Source organism: Synechococcus sp. PCC 7335, from assembly GCF_000155595.1.
Classification (GTDB): Bacteria; Cyanobacteriota; Cyanobacteriia; order Phormidesmidales; family Phormidesmidaceae; genus Phormidesmis.
Window position 1 is genome coordinate 1811617 of record NZ_DS989904.1, and the last position, 16892, is coordinate 1828508.

The 16892-nt window shown below is 47.9% G+C and carries 11 protein-coding genes and 1 tRNA gene; 5 read left to right on the forward strand and 7 right to left on the reverse strand.

The window, feature by feature from the left end; translation table 11 throughout:
- The first annotated feature begins 77 nt into the window (after window positions 1-77).
- Window positions 78-1676 (forward strand): murein biosynthesis integral membrane protein MurJ, encoded by a 1599-nt coding sequence (gene murJ / locus S7335_RS07980; RefSeq protein WP_006454872.1) that lies wholly within the window; start codon window positions 78-80, stop codon window positions 1674-1676.
- Between the two features lie 149 nt (window positions 1677-1825).
- Here murJ and S7335_RS07985 read toward each other — a convergent pair whose 3' ends face one another.
- Window positions 1826-3637: an S-layer homology domain-containing protein gene (locus tag S7335_RS07985; RefSeq protein WP_006454043.1), complete on the reverse strand. Its 1812-nt coding sequence runs from the start codon at window positions 3635-3637 to the stop codon at window positions 1826-1828.
- A gap of 302 nt (window positions 3638-3939) precedes the next feature.
- Here S7335_RS07985 and S7335_RS07990 point away from each other — a divergent pair, with 302 nt between their 5' ends.
- Window positions 3940-6465: a cation-translocating P-type ATPase gene (locus S7335_RS07990; RefSeq protein WP_006455400.1), complete on the forward strand. Its 2526-nt coding sequence runs from the start codon at window positions 3940-3942 to the stop codon at window positions 6463-6465.
- 164 nt (window positions 6466-6629) lie between these two features.
- On the opposite strand, the gene S7335_RS07995 is transcribed toward S7335_RS07990, so the two are convergent.
- From S7335_RS07995 to S7335_RS08005, 3 genes are all read right to left on the reverse strand, one after another.
- On the reverse strand, window positions 6630-7376 hold the full coding sequence (locus S7335_RS07995; RefSeq protein ID WP_006455105.1) for a Crp/Fnr family transcriptional regulator: 747 nt from the start codon (window positions 7374-7376) through the stop codon (window positions 6630-6632).
- Between the two features lie 2115 nt (window positions 7377-9491).
- Complete coding sequence (locus S7335_RS08000; RefSeq protein ID WP_006456163.1) at window positions 9492-10106, reverse strand: chorismate lyase; 615 nt, start codon at window positions 10104-10106, stop codon at window positions 9492-9494.
- A gap of 307 nt (window positions 10107-10413) precedes the next feature.
- Window positions 10414-10495 (reverse strand) — tRNA-Leu (locus S7335_RS08005).
- A 184-nt stretch (window positions 10496-10679) separates the two neighbouring features.
- Here S7335_RS08005 and accC point away from each other — a divergent pair.
- Complete coding sequence (accC, locus tag S7335_RS08010; protein WP_006454283.1) at window positions 10680-12023, forward strand: acetyl-CoA carboxylase biotin carboxylase subunit; 1344 nt, start codon at window positions 10680-10682, stop codon at window positions 12021-12023.
- An 82-nt stretch (window positions 12024-12105) separates the two neighbouring features.
- Here accC and S7335_RS08015 read toward each other — a convergent pair whose 3' ends face one another.
- The 3 genes from S7335_RS08015 to trmD all read right to left on the reverse strand — a co-directional run bounded on the left by S7335_RS08015 (window position 12106) and on the right by trmD (window position 14741).
- On the reverse strand, window positions 12106-12465 hold the full coding sequence (locus S7335_RS08015; RefSeq protein ID WP_006455300.1) for a hypothetical protein: 360 nt from the start codon (window positions 12463-12465) through the stop codon (window positions 12106-12108).
- Between the two features lie 749 nt (window positions 12466-13214).
- The gene (gene ispF / locus S7335_RS08020) at window positions 13215-13691 is read right to left on the reverse strand and encodes a 2-C-methyl-D-erythritol 2,4-cyclodiphosphate synthase (RefSeq protein ID WP_006456333.1); all 477 of its coding nucleotides are present in this window, start codon (window positions 13689-13691) and stop codon (window positions 13215-13217) included.
- Window positions 13692-13964: 273 nt separating this feature from the next.
- Window positions 13965-14741 carry a tRNA (guanosine(37)-N1)-methyltransferase TrmD gene (gene trmD / locus S7335_RS08025; RefSeq protein WP_006454731.1) on the reverse strand — a complete coding sequence of 259 codons (777 nt, stop codon included), beginning with the start codon at window positions 14739-14741 and terminating at the stop codon, window positions 13965-13967.
- Between the two features lie 595 nt (window positions 14742-15336).
- On the opposite strand from trmD, the gene S7335_RS08030 reads away from it, so the two are divergent.
- Both S7335_RS08030 and lgt read left to right on the forward strand, forming a co-directional pair.
- Entirely contained in the window at window positions 15337-15927 is a 591-nt protein-coding gene (locus S7335_RS08030; RefSeq protein WP_038015896.1) for a glyoxalase-like domain protein, read from the forward strand.
- Window positions 15928-15945: 18 nt separating this feature from the next.
- On the forward strand, window positions 15946-16863 hold the full coding sequence (gene lgt, locus S7335_RS08035; protein ID WP_050765967.1) for a prolipoprotein diacylglyceryl transferase: 918 nt from the start codon (window positions 15946-15948) through the stop codon (window positions 16861-16863).
- Window positions 16864-16892 lie beyond the last annotated feature (29 nt).

The window sequence follows — 16892 nt, forward strand, 5'->3', positions numbered from 1 at the left end:
CGGCTAGGAATAGGTCGCCTTTTGGCGGATGTATCCTAATGAATAACTTTTCGGGTGCGCTTTTATGAGGAATCATTTTGGGTAAGCGATCACTAGCTGGAATTGCCGGGATTGTGGCAGCCGCAACGCTGCTAAGTAAGGTGTTTGGACTGCTGCGCGAAACGGCGATCGCCGCCGCCTTCGGTACGGGGCCAGTGACCGATGCCTATAGCATCTCGTATGTGATTCCAGGTTTTTTGCTGATCTTGCTAGGGGGTATCAACGGCCCCTTTCATAGTGCCATCGTCAGCGTAGTGGCTAAGCGAAAGAAAGAAGAGATTGCTCCGCTAGTCGAGACGGTGACAACTCTGATTGCAATTGTGTTAGCGGCTGCAACGGTGGCGCTGGTGGTGTTTGCCGATCCCATTATTGGCTTTATCGGCCAAGGCTTTAGCGCGACGGAGGTAGGCCTAGAGAGCCGCGCGATCGCAATCACGCAGCTACGCATTATGGCTCCTATTACGCTTTTTGCCGGCTTCATCGGCATCGGCTTTGGGACGCTCAACGCCGCCGATCAGTATTGGCTACCGTCCATTAGCCCACTGCTATCGAGTTCAGCGGTAATGATCGCGCTGGGCCTGCTCTGGCTGGTTCTTGGCGAGGGTATTAGCGATCCTAGTAATCTGATGGTTGGCGGAATAGTTCTGGCGCTGGGCTCACTAGTTGGCGCTATTTTGCAATGGTTGGTCCAAGTTCCCGCCCTGTGGAAGTCTGGTTTGGGTCGTCCAAAGCCAGGATTCAATTTCAAAGATCCAGGGGTTCGCGACGTCATTAAAGTGTTAGCACCCGCGACGTTTTCCTCTGGCAGCTTGCAAATTAATGTCTATACCGACTTGTACTTTGCTGCAAGAGTCCCAGGGACCCTAGCCTCTTTGAATTTTGCCAACCTGCTGATCCAGGCACCGCTAGGCATTATCTCTAATATTGTCTTGGTTCCTTTCCTGCCAATCTTTTCTCGCTTAAGCCTGCCTAATCAGTGGCCCGAATTGAAGCAGCGTATCCGTCAAAGCTTGATTCTGGTGGCGCTGACGATGCTGCCGCTAAGCGCGTTGATTGTGACCTTGGCCAGACCGATTGTCAGCGTCGTTTATGAGCGGGGTGCATTCGATGAAGACGCCGTAGCGCTGGTGACAGCGATGCTGATTGCCTATGGGGCGGGGATGTTTGTCTATCTTGCTAGAGATGTCATGGTGCGGGTGTTTTACGCGCTCGGCGATGGTCAGACTCCGTTTAATATCAGCCTTGTCAACATCATTACCAATGCTGTTCTGGACTATGTGTTTTTCAATCTAATGGGTCCGCCGGGCTTGGTCGTAGCGACGATTGGGGTCAATATTGTTTCGCTGGTTGCCATGACGGTGTTATTAGCTCGCAAAATCGATGGCTTACCGGTAGCAGACTGGGCTCGTAGCATTGCGACTATCACAGGTGCAAGCTTTCTTAGCGGCGTTTTCTGCTGGCTGACCAGGGGCGGGCTGGTGACTATTGTGGGCTCAGACGGCTTTCTAGCAAACCTCATTCAGATGTCTATCGCAGGAGGGATTGGACTAATTACCTTTGCCTTGCTGACGATTGTGCTCAAAATTCCTGAAGCCGATCTATTGGCGCAGCGCATTCGGCAAAAGTTAGGCCGCTGATATTTCATTGGGTGAGTAGCTCGGCATGAAGAACAGACTTGGTGCGGCTGAGTGATATGGCTGAATCTCTATGGGTTAAGTCTCTGTGACTCTAGTCTCTATGTTTCTAGGCTCTATGGCCGAAACGGCGATCGCGCCACTGCTATGCATCACAGCTTTCCTAAAATCAGCTGCTGAATAATCTCTGTGACTTCAGTTGCCATCAGGGCATCGACAAATCTAGCTTCTTGATCGATATCGCCCGTTTGCTGAGCGGCAATCAGCGTCATCCCAATTGAATAGTGCTGGTGGCTAGCGGTTGGATCGCAAGCTCCAACTCGAGGGAGATCGAATTCGGCTAGGGCGCAGTAGGTTAACTCAGTGCGATCGCGCTGATCGCTTCGACCAAACCCACACTTTGAGATAATTACAGGCGATCGCACCACCTCAGTTAGCGATAGCGTTTCCAAAGCGACATCAATATATCGAGCCGTATCTACGCCCATCGCCTGGATCAGGCTGCTCAAACTATGGCCCTGCACATTGGGGACAACTGCGCGCGGTGGCAGTCGCCAGTGCCAGCCCACTATCGTGATTAGTCGAGTGAGATCATAGGTCGAGACCAAATTTTGTCCTCGATGAGCCTGACGTGGCGATTCGAGTACCTTTTGGCCGTTTGCAGACCACAGCTCTGGAAACTCGATAAAGGGTACCTCACCATAGCGACCCTGGAATGCTAGCTGCTGATTGCCCGTGAGCTGCTGTGTCCACTTCTCTAGTCTCTCTGGCGTGGTGAATCGCTTAAACATGGCCGCTAGCGAGTTGGAAGTTGCCACCCGATTGTCATAAGATACAGTGCCATTTGCCAGCACATGAAACGGAAAGCCTGACCGGGAGCCAGCTGGATGTACGGAGCAGTCCCCAATCGGTACGTTAGGCGCGGCCTTATTGGCCTGCTCGATTACCTTGAGCAAAGGTAAAAACTTAGTGGCACTCCACATCTGTCGATTAACAAAGGCCTCTCGACCTAGCCAGCGAGATCTCAGCTCGCCTGATCGCATGGTTGATAGGCATACGCAAGCAGACAAGATATCGGGCGCCAGAAAATCTAGTCCCGTTGCATCTATTTCCGGGCGATCGCCCCGAATAGGATAAGTGGCGGTATTTTCTAGTGGTGAAGGTATTGCCGCTGATTGGCCTGTGATTGCCTGCGGCTCTGTTTGCTGTAGGTATCCGACTGCTTGAGATAGACGATTGCGAAATGGCGAACTTTGGATGCCTCGATCTAAAAAAGCGAGTTTCTCGGCATTGAATTCCGCTTCCTGATGAATAAATTTTTCAAATAGTCCTTTTCTATCTCTTGTCAGTGCCGGTTTCAAAGGAGAAGTTTCAGTAAGTTCTGCGACGGAAATTGCCAGTGCCCAACATAGTATCGCCGCCACTTCTCCTCTAGTGATTGATTGGTTGGGCAAAAAGGCTCTAGGTGCTAGCTGAGATTCAAATAGATTGGCTGCGATCGCCTGCCCAACAGCTTCTCGGCCATAGTCTGGAATTGCTGTGGCATCTGTAAACGTTCGCCTGATTAGTTGCTCGCGCTCGGCTGGCTCTGTCTTAGGAAGGCGAATTCTTGCAGTGGTTTGTTCAGCTGACAGGGCTGCCATCAACACTACGACTGCCTGCACTCTAGAAATGGCCTGCATAGGCAGAAATCGACCTGATCTATCCCCACTAAGCAGGCCGCGTTCTGAAGCCCAGGCGATTACCTCATTTGCCCAGTACTGCGGTGGTACGTCCGGAAACGGACGAGCCGATTGCCTTGTCGGTAGCCCTGGGAAACTTTGACGCATCAAGGCTGCAAACTCAGCTCGACTGACTACAGCAAGCGGACGGAATGTAGTGTTGGCATACCCGCTGATCATCCCTCGCTTCGCTAGAGCTACGATGCAGCCTTTAGCCCAATGGTGAGTAGTGTCTGGAAACATACAATTGACTTCGCTTTAGCTTTGCAGGTCATTTCACAGACAACAAAACCACCTCGAGTGTGACTTTGCGCCTATCCGCTGTCTGTCCTAGACCGCTCTAGTGACCTCCTCCCATTGGGAAACTCTAAGTCTATAGTCGCGGTCAAACACTTTTTGCTCAAGACGATTTCCAAGATGATTACTTACTAAATCTCAATATGAAATCAATAATTTATTCGCTGGGATCACTAACAAAGCCAGAAAAGTAACGTAGGCTCAAAAGAGAAATTCCTGACTGTATCTACCTTTAAGCCACTTTTTGTATGAGCTTGCCTGCTGCCCCACCTTCTCGACCCATCGAAAAAACGACCTCTAATCGGACGAATGCTCTCAGCAAGTCTGACTCGAATCTGCCAGTCTCGCCTAACCTTTCGACCGAATCTGCTGAGCCTCAGACGATTGTGCTAGATATCACAGGCATGATGTGTGCGGGTTGTGTCAGCACTGTAGAAAAAAAGCTAGCACAGTGTGACGGGGTGCTCACTGCTACAGTCAACCTATTAACTGAAGTAGCCGCGCTAGAGTGCCTACCTCAAGCAGATGGCAGGGCAATTGCGCAGGCTTTAACCGATGCAGGCTATCCATCAACGCTACGCCAGGCCAATATCACGGGACTAAGTGCTGAGTCTGACTGGCTAGCTAAACAAGAGCAAGATCAGCAAAATCAAATAAGTCGGTTAGCGATCGCATCGATTCTGCTTGCCTTCTCTGTGCTTGGTCATCTACAACATTTTGATCTTCGCGGTCCATTCAGTACGCTACTCACCTTGCCTGTCATCACGACCTTGTGGTTTCATGGCACGCTCGCTACGCTGACCTTGCTATTTCCGGCTAGAAAAATCCTAGTGGCTGGGTTTCAAGGCCTTAGGCGTGGCACGCCCAATATGAATACGCTAGTTAGCCTAGGAGCGCTGAGTGCCTACCTAACGAGTCTAACAGCCTTGCTCTTTCCCCAATTGGGATGGGAGTGTTTCTTTGACGAGCCAGTGATGCTGCTGAGCTTCATCTTGTTGGGGCGAACCTTGGAGCAACGAGCCCGCTTTCAATCCGCTGGGTCTTTGCGATCGCTAATTGCGCTTCAGCCGCCGTTTGCCAGACTAGTCCCTCAACCTACGCTGCCTAAGCAGTCTATTAACACTGCTACTGCGAGCCTCAAAGTTCCGGTGAACCAGGTAAAAGTAGGCGAGTGGCTACAGGTTCTTCCCGGTGAAAAAGTCCCTGTCGATGGCATGATCGCGCTCGGTGAAACTTCTCTAGACGAGTCCATGCTGACGGGAGAATCTATGCTGGTTAGCAAGCAACCGCAGGATACTGTCTTTGCCGGTACGCTCAATCAATCGGGTGCCATTACGCTTCAGGTCACCCGCACTGGCGCAGAGACTACCCTGGGCCAAATGATTCAACTGGTCGAGACGGCTCAAACTCGCAAAGCGCCCATCCAAGGATTAGCCGACATCATCTCTGGCTACTTTACCTATGGTGTCTTGGTTTGTTCTGGGCTGACCTTTTGCTTTTGGTACTTTGTCGGTATGCCGCTGTGGCCAGAAGTTGCTCAGCTAGCGATGGGACATGCTCATATGCATACAGCGCACATGCCTGCCGTGGGTGATTCTTTGCAACTGCTAGTAAGTTTGAAGCTGGCAATCGCGGTCGTTGTTGTCGCCTGTCCCTGTGCTTTGGGTTTAGCTACACCCACTGCTATCTTAGTCGGCTCTGGAATAGGCGCCGAAAAAGGGCTACTTATCCGTGGCGGCGATATCTTAGAAGCTACCCAAAAAATTGACACGCTTGTCTTCGACAAGACAGGTACGCTAACGACAGGTTCACCCCAGGTAGTTGATTGTATTTCCTTTTTGGATGAGCTATCTGAAGATCAGCTGCTACAGTTAGCAGCAACCGTCGAAAGTGGAACTTGCCACCCGCTTGCCGTTGCTATTCAAAGCGCCGCGGCGCAAAAGCAATTACCAACCTTAAACGCTAGCAACTTTCAAACGAGAGCCGGGTCGGGAATTAGTGCTGTCATTGAATCTACTGATTGCTCGAATTCATCCTCTGACCAAAGATCTCATCAAACAATTGCGTTGGGGAACAAGGATTGGCTAGCAGAAAATGGCTGCTCTATCGATGCGTCTGTAGACGAGATGGCTAGAGATATTGCCAAAGCTGGTAAAACCGTTGTCTTCCTTACAAAAGAACATCAGCTGATTGGTTTAATCAGCGTTGCAGATCAGCTGCGATCCGAAACGACCAACGTGTTGTCTGAGCTGAAATCTATGGGCATCTCGATACAGATTTTGAGTGGCGATAGCTCAGCTGCCGTTCGAGCGATCGCACAGCAGCTCGGTCTTGATTTAGCCCACGTACAAGCCGAGGTGAAGCCAGCAGAAAAGTTGAGTGCGATTACTGCTCTTCAAGCTGCTGGACACCAGGTCGGACTGATTGGTGATGGAATTAATGATGCGCCTGCTCTTGCCAAAGCAAACGTGGGTATCGCTCTGAACTCTGGTAGTGAGGTGGCGATCGCCACCGCTGATATTATTTTGATCAACAATAACCTCACTGATGTGCTCACCGCGATCAAACTTAGTCAGGCTACCCTGAACAAGATTCGTCAAAACCTAGCTTGGGCCTTTTCCTACAACCTTATCTGCATTCCATTGGCGGCGGGAGCCCTGCTGCCAGCGTTTGGCATATTTCTCAATCCAGGCTTTGCAGGTGGACTGATGGCCGTGAGTTCTGTCGCCGTTGTGCTGAACTCTTTGAGTCTAAAGCTAGGTCGCGCCTACTAAAGGACTACTAAAGACAGTATCTAGAGGAAAAAGATGCCTTAACGGCTCAGCTCATTCGTTAAATGCGAAAAATGAGTCCGGCTATCGTAGCTATTGTCAACTGGTTGGGTACAGTTCTCTGGCTGAAATTCTTACAAAACAACAAGCAAAGCAGAAAATTGCTTCTAGCGCTGTATCTTCCAATCACCAGTTCCATGAGGAATGCAAATCAAGTTCTCATCATAGCTTTGGATCATGCCTGCCTGTCGCAGCTTGCCCATCAACCGAGTGACTGTTACTCGAGTCGAACCAATGGCGCTGCCAATTTGAGCATGAGTTAAAGGGAACGGCAGATAATAGCCCTGTTCACAATGTTCACCATGCTCATCAATAAGTAGCGTCAAAAACCCTAATAGCCGATCGATTGTTCTGCGCTGACCTAGCGTGCTCAGCCACAGCATTTTACGTTGATGCTGACGCCGAAAAGCGTCTAATACTTCTTTTTGAAAATGAGGCCATGTCTCTAAATCATTCCAATAGAGCCAAATCACCGTGGTCTGATCCACATGTGCAAAACTTTGTAGGGAAAAAGGTGGTTGTGCAACGACCTCGAAAGGTTGCCCTGCACCTACAAATCCTAAGAATGCTTCTTCCGACGCGACTAAAGGCATTCTAGTGTTGCTAGTGCTGCGCTTTGCCGTAGCACTAGTCTGAGCGTTTCCCAATAAACGAACTGACCCTTTTTGCACTAGATAGAGTAGTCCAGGACGAGCCGGAATCTTCTCGTCTTTGTTGAATGTTCGGCAGCGGTAGTGTTCAGCCGCCCAATCAGAAATACGCTGCCAAGCCAAAAACGGGCGAGTACTATCCGACTGTGGGAAGGACATAGTAGGCGAAGATAGGTTGGGGTTAAGCGAAGTAGATAGTGTCATCTATAGATAAGGGAGAACGTCATAGAGTGAGTAGATATTGGGCGAAGGAGAGTGACTTTATAGGTTTTCTCTGTGATTACACGGAGAAGACAAAGCTTACTTTTACAAAGTTGACGTCTGACTAAGTAGAACCGCTGATGAGTGCCATTGATAAATGCTCGATCAGAAGTATTCGTACAGTTGAAGCTGCAAAGCGGACTTCTAAGTCAGCACAACACTACGTAAGCGCTGATGATGTTAGTAGATTAATATAAATTGTTGGATTATGTATGCGTAAATTCCGTTCTTTATTACTATTTCAGCATTCGTCGGAAGCCATCAAGAATCGGTATTAGAAACCAATGAGAAAAGCTACAGTAAATACCCCTAAAAATCTGAACTAGTTCTCTGAGGTAGCTATTTATTCTCTTCGAAATTGATTTTTCCACCTTCCTCAAAAGCGAACCCACGATGGTGACAAAGCGTCGCATGGCAACTTCGCAGGTATTGGGGGGAAAGCATTGTCCGCGGTGAGCCGTGTCTCCATACAGCTTACTCAAATTCAATCCTATACAACCTGCACTATCTAACTAACTATATAAGCGCTACCGATGACCAATAAAGCTATCAGTAATATGGCGAGTTTGCTAGTTGAATGGATAAAGTGAACAGGGCATGAAAGCTTACAGAATAGATTTGCTTTAATTGTTGGAATTCTTAGACGAATAACTGGGCTATTTCACAGTGCCAATCAGACGATAAGAAGATATCTTTGTTTCCCAACACAAAAATGACGAGCCACGTTCAAGACGATAGAAACTTCGACTTTCTTCTCTATGAAAATTGGGATATAAAACTTCGGATCTATCTCGAACTCAACACTTTTAGGAACCTACAGTATCTGTAACTTTTGAAACAGCTTGAACGAGTAAGGAACACCTCAATTCTTTTTTGGTGAAGTTATGAACCAGAGGATAAAGAAAAATTCTCTAGCAAGAGATGGTTAGCGCTACCGCTACGAGCGCAGTCTTACCTCTGTTTCCATTTATCAGCGCTTGATAAATTCCATACGACTGAGTGAAGATCTCTTAACCTTCGTTCCCTACGTATATAGCTGTGCCACTTTAACTAATGGACTCCAAAGATGACAAAAGAGAGATCTTCTCTTATAGTGATATTGTGTGAGGAGCGAACCAGTTAAGGACACCGAGACGAAACACGGCCAGTCGTCGGTGTCCTTTCTGATTTTGATTTCTGCCCCGCTTATAGGTTTAGTTCGTCGACTAGCGCGACTTGCCTCGATTAGCAGGTCTCAGTGTTCATAGGAAAGTGCTAAGTAGGTGAACGGATGTCGTCTTTAGCAACTAGTCCTCCAACCAGTGTAGAGTGCCAACCAGTGTAGAGTGCCAACCAGTGTAGAGTGCCAAGCGAAGAATGCTAAACTCGTCAGACATTTAACTAAGTAGTTAGCATTGAATAGATAGCAACTAAGGACACTACAAAGCGGAGTTAGATCACTTGAAGATTTCGACTTCAACTGCTGGTAAAGTGCCCTTCAAAATTTCCGAAAAAGTGGCGAGACAAGCACAAGCCTCTAGTCGTACATCAGGACATTACAAACCATAGCGCAATTACCAATCACTACCATCGGAGCGCTATGAGCACACCTAAATACCAGTATCGTCTTTAGACTGAGACTGCACCCTAGGAACAATCAAACCTTGGGGATAGTCGAAGAGCTAATCAATTAGCGAACAATAGAAAAGACGATTGTTTTGGTGCCATGACTACTCCTGTATATCGTCTGCTTGTGTGCCTATTGCAACCAATGCAGTAGTAGTCGTGTTTTACAGACCCTCTCTCATATCTGCTACATGGAGAGTATACTTTGAGCTAGGAGTACGGAGTTAGCATCGAGGTCGAGCAAACACTTTTGAGCAAACACTTCAGCTTGATGACGCGTAAGGTTCCTCAAGTGATTCCTTGGTAGCTGGGATTGAACCCGAGACCTGGCGATCGACGAGGTGGCTAATAGTTTAAAGGCGAATATAGGAGAAGCTGGAGATTACTCAGGGGCAAGTGATCGTTGCAGATAGTCCGTGTCATCCTGAAGCGCAGCTTTGCACAGACAAAATCCTAACTACATTCCGAACCCATCGGTCCTAAATACCGAATCAAGTAAGGAGAAAACACCTCGTATATCAGTGTTAGCGGTTGCCCATGGTGCCAAAACAAATAATGCCGTCCCCAAAACGGGCCCTTTTGCTCAAATGCCTTCTCTAGAGCGGTAGAATAACCAAACTCAATTCCTTGAATATCTCTATAGAGTTCCGTGCGTAGTTTAGCTAGGCTAGCCCAAATCGGTAAAGCGCGATTTTCTAGGTATTCGTCTACATGACTAGCTTCCCACCAAGAGGTAGCATAAGCTAGTCGCTGACCAGAAGCTGTCCGCAGCCAGACCTGACGGCGCAAATGTGGGCCTGGCACTTGTGCAATGGGCAAAGGTGCATAGTCCCCACCTGCGGCTACAGGCGACATATCGATGACATCGACCTCTGTTGGTTCACGGGTTAGTAGCTGCAGATGGCGCGTTGGCGAACCATCTCCTAGCATCAATATCTGCCATGCCGGGGAAAGCTGATCGTGAGGCAGCCCTCGTTTCACAACAGATTGATTGCCTTGCCATAGAGGTTTCAAAGCATACCAGGTAGCTGGTTGAGTCGAAGAAAGAGCGGAAGACGCTGAAGCCAATGTGTTTACAAAAGTTTATATCCTTGCTCTTATCATAGCGAACAAGTCATAACCAGCGAACAAGTCATACCTAGCAAGTTGCAAACAATAGAAAGCGACAAAAGCGGGACTATAGAGATAAGGTTACGCAATTATCTACCAAAGTTGTAGAGTCGAACCTTCTAGATCAAACTCTTTAGCCTGTGTGTTTTGCTATGACTTGCAACCAAAATGAATTCGGAGGGATTCTATTTTCACTAAAATCTGACAGCCAAAGTACAGAAATCCTATTACAGGAGCCCTGTGGCCACAACCTGTCTTGAGCCTATGCGGATGGCGAGACTCGAACTCGCAAGGCATGAGCCACACGCCCCTCAAGCGTGCGTGTCTACCAATTCCACCACATCCGCAAATGATGGCAACATCGACTTATAACAATACGGCATAATGGACACCTTTCGACAGTTTCTACGGATACGTTTGCTTTATGTAGTTACGGCGAGGACTAAAGCCTTCCACCAAAGTAAAGAGGGGTAGAAGGATGCGTGATACGATCAGCTTCTTGATGACTTAGCAGCAAATGCTGACCGCTAGATGAGCTTCTCTAAAATTTTGATTGCCAATCGTGGTGAGATCGCACTACGGATTATTCGCACGTGCGAAGAAATGGGAATCGCTACCATCGCTGTCCATTCCACCGTTGATCGCAGTGCTCTCCATGTTCAACTAGCTGATGAGGCCGTCTGTATTGGTGAAGCCTCCAGCAGCAAAAGCTATCTCAACATTCCAAATATTATCGCTGCTGCGCTCACGAGAGGCGCAACTGCCATTCATCCAGGCTATGGTTTTCTGGCTGAAAACGCTCGATTCGCTGAAATCTGCGCTGACCATAATCTTGTTTTCATTGGCCCTACTGCGGCGGCGATGCTGGCGATGGGTGATAAGGCGACTGCTAAAGCGACCATGCAAAAGGTCAAAGTACCTACCGTTCCAGGTAGTGAGGGTTTGCTAAATAGCCAGGAGGAGGCTGCTAAACTTGCTGCCGAAATTGGCTACCCAGTAATCATTAAAGCAACCGCAGGAGGGGGTGGGCGTGGTATGCGTTTGGTACGCGCTCCCCATGAGCTTGGAAAAATGTTCTTAGCTGCTCAAGGAGAGGCAGAAGCTTCTTTTGGTAATCCCGGTGTTTACTTAGAAAAGTTTGTCGAGAACCCACGTCATATAGAGTTCCAAATTCTAGCGGATAGCTATGGCAATGTTGTTCATTTGGGCGAGCGGGATTGCTCCATTCAACGACGCCATCAAAAGCTTTTAGAAGAAGCTCCTAGCGCCGCTTTAGACGAATCATTAAGACAGCAGATGGGTGCGGCGGCGGTCCGGGCTGCTGAGTCTATCAACTATGTGGGTGCTGGCACGGTAGAGTTTTTGGTGGACCGTACGGGCGAATTCTATTTTATGGAGATGAATACCCGCATCCAGGTTGAACACCCTGTCACAGAGATGGTAACGGGGATCGATCTGATTGCTGAGCAAATCCGGGTGGCCCAAGGCGATCGCCTACTATTTACTCAAGCCGATATCCAACTACGTGGTCATGCCATAGAATGCCGGATTAATGCAGAAGATCCAGAGCACAACTTCCGGCCTAATCCCGGTAGAATTAGCGGTTATCTAGCCCCTGGTGGCTTAGGGGTTCGGATGGACTCTCATGTATATACCGACTATGAAATTCCACCTTACTATGATTCGCTAATCGGCAAACTTATTGTTTGGGGTCCAAACAGAGATACAGCGATTCGGCGTATGCAAAGAGCGCTTAGAGAATTTGCTATCACTGGTTTGCCAACGACTATCGGATTCCACCAAAAAGTAATGGCGCATCCGCAGTTTGTGAAAGGAGAAGTCTTTACAGACTTTGTGGCAAATATGATGGAATAGCTCGCCGCCCTAGAACAGAGCGCTATCCGTAATGGCTACTTAGATTAGATATTCGTATAGACGGACCGTTTATACAGACGGACTATGTAATAGCTGCCTCTTCGGTAAACCTAACGCAACGAATTTCAACGTGAGCCGTTCCCTCTACGTTAGCTGCTAGTGCTACTAACTGATCTAATAATGTTCGTGACGAGACAACACCTGTCAAGATAACGACACATCCGCGCTGACGGACCTTCAGCTGGCTGATGTCTTCTTTAACAGATTGATTAAAGCACCTTAGAACCCTATTAGCTAAGCCGTTGTAGTCGTACTCGCCTCGGATGCCAATGCGTTCCGGTGGGCTAGTAGAAAAGCCCTTAAGTGGTGATAGCTTTGTCGCGCCAAACGGATTATGCACGGAAGGTACTAACACAACTGATGATTCGCCTACTCCATTCACGCTCTTATCCTCCACTTGTCAATAAATATTTCAAACGAATATATTTCCTTCGTTACCTTGCTAATTCCAGCTGAGCTGTGTTCTGAACCCGTTTACGTACTTTTGGTTTCGCTGCTATCTCAGCGGTCTCGCTTCTACAGGTATGGTTTTGCTTGTACGCTTCTATATTCAAGAACTTAATCCGCTTCGGTGAAATCTCGACACCATCTTGTACCTATCAGGAATTCTTGATAGTTTTATCGCTCACTTTCTCATCGTCTAGCCCAGAAGAGTTGCTACTCTGTGCAGGAGAGCGATGGGAATGTCCCCTAGATACGGCTCTAGCTGCCTAATAGAGATAATTGCCTTTCTGTTCAAACCCAATAGTGGGAAAAACACAGACGTTTAGTGAATCTTTACAAATAGCTTTCAGAAGAAATAGCTAGACCGGTGACTGGTACTGTAAGGATTTACAAAGATTGTATAAGTAGTATAAGAAGATTTACGTATATTTTGATACCTCAATAGGGTTTTTGGACGGGTTTTACGTAGTTTTGGCTAGGTTTTTGAACTTTTTATACCAAACTTGCCCTATATAGTAAAAATATGATGAAGCCTGTTTCCTAAAAGATAGAAAAGGGCAATTCATAGACTGGCATACTAAATTTCGACGCCAGCTCTTTGTACTCTACTGAGTTGAGTATCTTACTAAGGGACTTAGAAATTATACGTACTAGGTCTATAAACGGATGCTAGGACTGCAGCAACTACTAGGACTGCAATAGTGCCACTGCGTAGGCAGCAATACCTTCTTCTCTCCCAATAGGACCAAGCTTCTCGTAGGTGGTCGCTTTGATGCCAATTTGATCAGGCTCGATAGAGAGGGTCGTTGCTAGTCGAGTCCGCATGTTGGGAATATGCGGATTTAATTTCGGCTTTTCAGCAATGACAACGCTATCAATATTGCAAACGTGCCAACCGCGATCGCCTACCAGCCGGTTCACTTGAGCGAGCAGCACCTGGCTATCTGCACCTGCCCACTTAGGATCATCGGGTGGAAAGTACACCCCAATGTCTCCTAGGCTCAGTGCGCCTAGCATCGCGTCCATAATGGCATGAGTAAGCGCGTCGGCATCGCTATGACCCAGTAGCCCCTGCGAGTGAGGGATATCTATTCCGCCTAAAATCAGCTTGCGGCCTGCGTGTAGACGGTGAACGTCAAATCCATTGCCAATCCGAATATTCATAGGTAAGAAGCTTGCTCGCGTTATCAAGATATAAAGCGTTGATTTATGACGCTTACTCCACTCTACGCTTACTCAACTTTATATAGCGCTTCTCTGATAAATGAAACGAGCGCGAGTTACTTGACCAGTTGTCACATAAGGCTGTCAGCCCGAAAACTGCACCTCAGTCAAGGGTCCAATGCTTATAGCGTCTTCCCTGTTGCTTAGAATATCTTTATCGGCTGAACCCTCAGCAAAATGCCAAGCTGATTACCAAGAAAAGCACGAGAAAAGCTATCGCTCAGTGCTATCCTGCCAACGTTTAAACAGATCAGGCCGACGTTGTTGTGTTCGCTCTAGCTGCTGTTGCTTTCTCCATTGGGCGATCACACCATGATTACCAGACATCAGCACTTCGGGTACAGACCACTGCCGAAACTGCGCAGGTCTCGTGTATTGCGGATAGTCAAGTAAATTGGCTTCAAAACTTTCATACTTTAAAGAGTCAGTTTTTGCTACCGTACCTGGCAGCAGCCTAACAACGCCATTTAGCAAAGTCAGGGCCGGAATTTCGCCACAGGTCAGGACAAAATCGCCTAGAGATACCTCTTGGGTGGTGATGTTCAAGACGCGCTCATCAACGCCCTCATAGTGTCCACAAATCAGCACTAGCTGATCGTAGCTAGCAAGTTCTTTAAACAAAGCTTGCTCCATAGTTCGACCCTGCGGCGTCATCAAGATCACAGCCCTCTTGGGCATGATAGGCAGCGATTCAACAGCAGCAAATATGGGCTCTGGCTTCATCACCATGCCCACACCGCCGCCGTATGGAATATCGTCTACCCGATGATGCTTATCGGTTGTGAAGTCCCTTGGATTAGTGATCTCAACAGTCGCAATCTGTCGCTGTAGCGCCTTCCCAATCAGCCCAGATTCAAGCGGAGAGACAAAGAACTCTGGAAAGAGGCTGACGATATCGAACCGTAAAGGGAGTTGTCTTTGTCTTGCTACTATTGAGGGTTCTAGCTGTTGAGGATCTAGAGGATCTAATAGAGAGTCCATAAGCGGCACTGATATTTTCTTGGCCTCACAGAGATGATACATGGAATCTAGTTGTGCATCCGATCTAACAATGCTGAAGCAATAGCTAGTACAGGCGGTGCGATCCCATAGGCTGAAATCAAACCATAATTTCTTCGCTAAAGTTTTGAGTGGTATGGCGATGTCAGCAGGCGTCTAAGCTCTGCCTTTTATTGATGATCCTGACTGCTATATAGCGGTAAATTAGTAAGGCCTCTATAAGCGAACATTTCAACTGAAAACTTTTGCCAATCTCAAAGCTCAACTAACCCCGCCTCCGCTGAAGAAGTGTCAGCTACTAATGGATGTTTGAAACATATTGTGCGCATATCAGCTAGGATTAAGCGTCCTAGAGTTTGAGGCGGGGTATCAAGCTCTAAGTGCGCAGCTTGCGCAAACGCTAATTCTCCTTCTGCTTAGAGGTAGTGGGTCCTACCTAGTTCACTCAAGATATGATGCTAAGGCGAGCAACATGGTTTGCTTGCCTTAGCTTTGATGCTTACTAAGCTTCCCGAACCCCTCTACAAATCGATCACAATTGCTAAGTTGGTAGACTATAAACCAACATCACCTTTCCTTTAGCGCGATGATAACTAGCTCTGCATTGAACGGAATAGTCGCCAATATTCCGCTAGATACGTTGGTCTCGACCCAAGGCATCATGGTGATGCTGTTAGTAGCCTACGCGGGTGCAATGTGGGCTTTTTTACGCGGTGCGCCCAAGGTTCATACTGTGATGGTCTCTGATGTAGAGGTTGCCCGTCGATTTTACGAAGGTATGCTCAGCTTGTCAGCAGCAGATGTCCCTTTGCACTATTACTACAACTATGAGCAGACCTTAGGCACAGCCGGTATAGATCCGATGATGGGCGCTTCAAGCTTTGGCCACTTCGGCGGCCCGCATCTTGGCGGCTTTCCAGAAGAAAGCTACGGCGGCTCTGATGGGCTGTGGTATCAGCTCAAGAAAAACACGCAGCTTCATGTCATTGGGGGGGCGAGTTTAGGTAATCGCAATCGGCAGCGGCACGTTTGCTTTGACCACGACTGCTTGGAGTATTTGCTGATGCAGGTACAAACTAGAGGCATCCGGCATAAGCTAAGACGCGATCGCCCGCTCAATTTTCTAGTCAAAGACTTTAATGGTGAAGTGATCGAAATGGCCGAGGTTGAAAACTAGATGAACTTGTTTAACCTCATGCCCGTACACTCGCCGCGATCGCCGCTACTGACTGGTCTACTAGCGGTTTTTCAATCGCCAGGGCCAGATATTGTAAGTATTGGTCCTTTGACGTTGAGGTGGTACGGCTTACTGATTGCTTCAGCTGTTTTGATTGGTGTAGCCCTATCGCAATATCTATCCAGAAAACGAGGCATTGACCCAGAGAAAGTAGGCGATATGGTAATTTGGCTTGTCGTGGCGGCGATCCCCTGTGCGCGCCTTTACTATGTCCTATTTGAGTGGTCATCTTACGCTGATCGCCCTGGCGATATCATTGCTATCTGGAGGGGGGGAATTGCTATTCACGGTGCTGTGATTGGTGGCACCCTCGCGACTATTCTTTTCGCAAAACTTAATCGGTTATCTTTTTGGCAACTGAGTGATGTTGTTGCTCCGTCGCTGATTTTGGGGCAGGCGATTGGTCGCTGGGGAAATTTCTTCAACTCAGAGGCCTATGGAGCGCCGACCGATTTGCCGTGGAAACTGTTTATTCCACTCTCTAATAGACCGCCTAGTCTACGTGAGTTTGAATACTTTCATCCTACTTTCCTTTACGAGTCTCTGTGGAATTTAGGCGTGTTTTCGCTGCTGCTGTGGTTGTTTTTCTGGGGGTTGAAGCGGCCTCAGAAGTTTAGAGCCGGAACGCTGTTTTTAGTTTATCTAATTGCCTATAGTCTTGGCCGGGTGTGGATCGAGGGACTACGAACCGATAGCTTGATGTTTGGTCCAATCAAGATGGCCCAGCTGGTAAGTCTGATTGGAATTGCCATAGGTAGTGCGGGTCTGGTTTGGACCTATGGCTTGGGTAAGCAACTGCCTGATACCGTACCAGTGAGTCGATTGCGAGCTAGAGAGCGGAAGGCCAAAGATAAAAGGGCCAAAGAAGAGCTCTAAAGACAATATGTAAATAGATAAATATAAAT

Bases quoted from the DNA above. Each gene is read 5' to 3' on its own strand.
- S7335_RS07985 (WP_006454043.1), bottom strand. From the start codon at position 3,637: ATGTTTCCAGACACTACTCACCATTGGGCTAAAGGCTGCATCGTAGCT.
- S7335_RS07990 (WP_006455400.1), top strand. From the start codon at position 3,940: ATGAGCTTGCCTGCTGCCCCACCTTCTCGACCCATCGAAAAAACGACC.
- S7335_RS07995 (WP_006455105.1), bottom strand. From the start codon at position 7,376: ATGACACTATCTACTTCGCTTAACCCCAACCTATCTTCGCCTACTATG.
- accC (WP_006454283.1), top strand. From the start codon at position 10,680: ATGAGCTTCTCTAAAATTTTGATTGCCAATCGTGGTGAGATCGCACTA.
- ispF (WP_006456333.1), bottom strand. From the start codon at position 13,691: ATGAATATTCGGATTGGCAATGGATTTGACGTTCACCGTCTACACGCA.
- S7335_RS08030 (WP_038015896.1), top strand. From the start codon at position 15,337: ATGATAACTAGCTCTGCATTGAACGGAATAGTCGCCAATATTCCGCTA.
- lgt (WP_050765967.1), top strand. From the start codon at position 15,946: ATGCCCGTACACTCGCCGCGATCGCCGCTACTGACTGGTCTACTAGCG.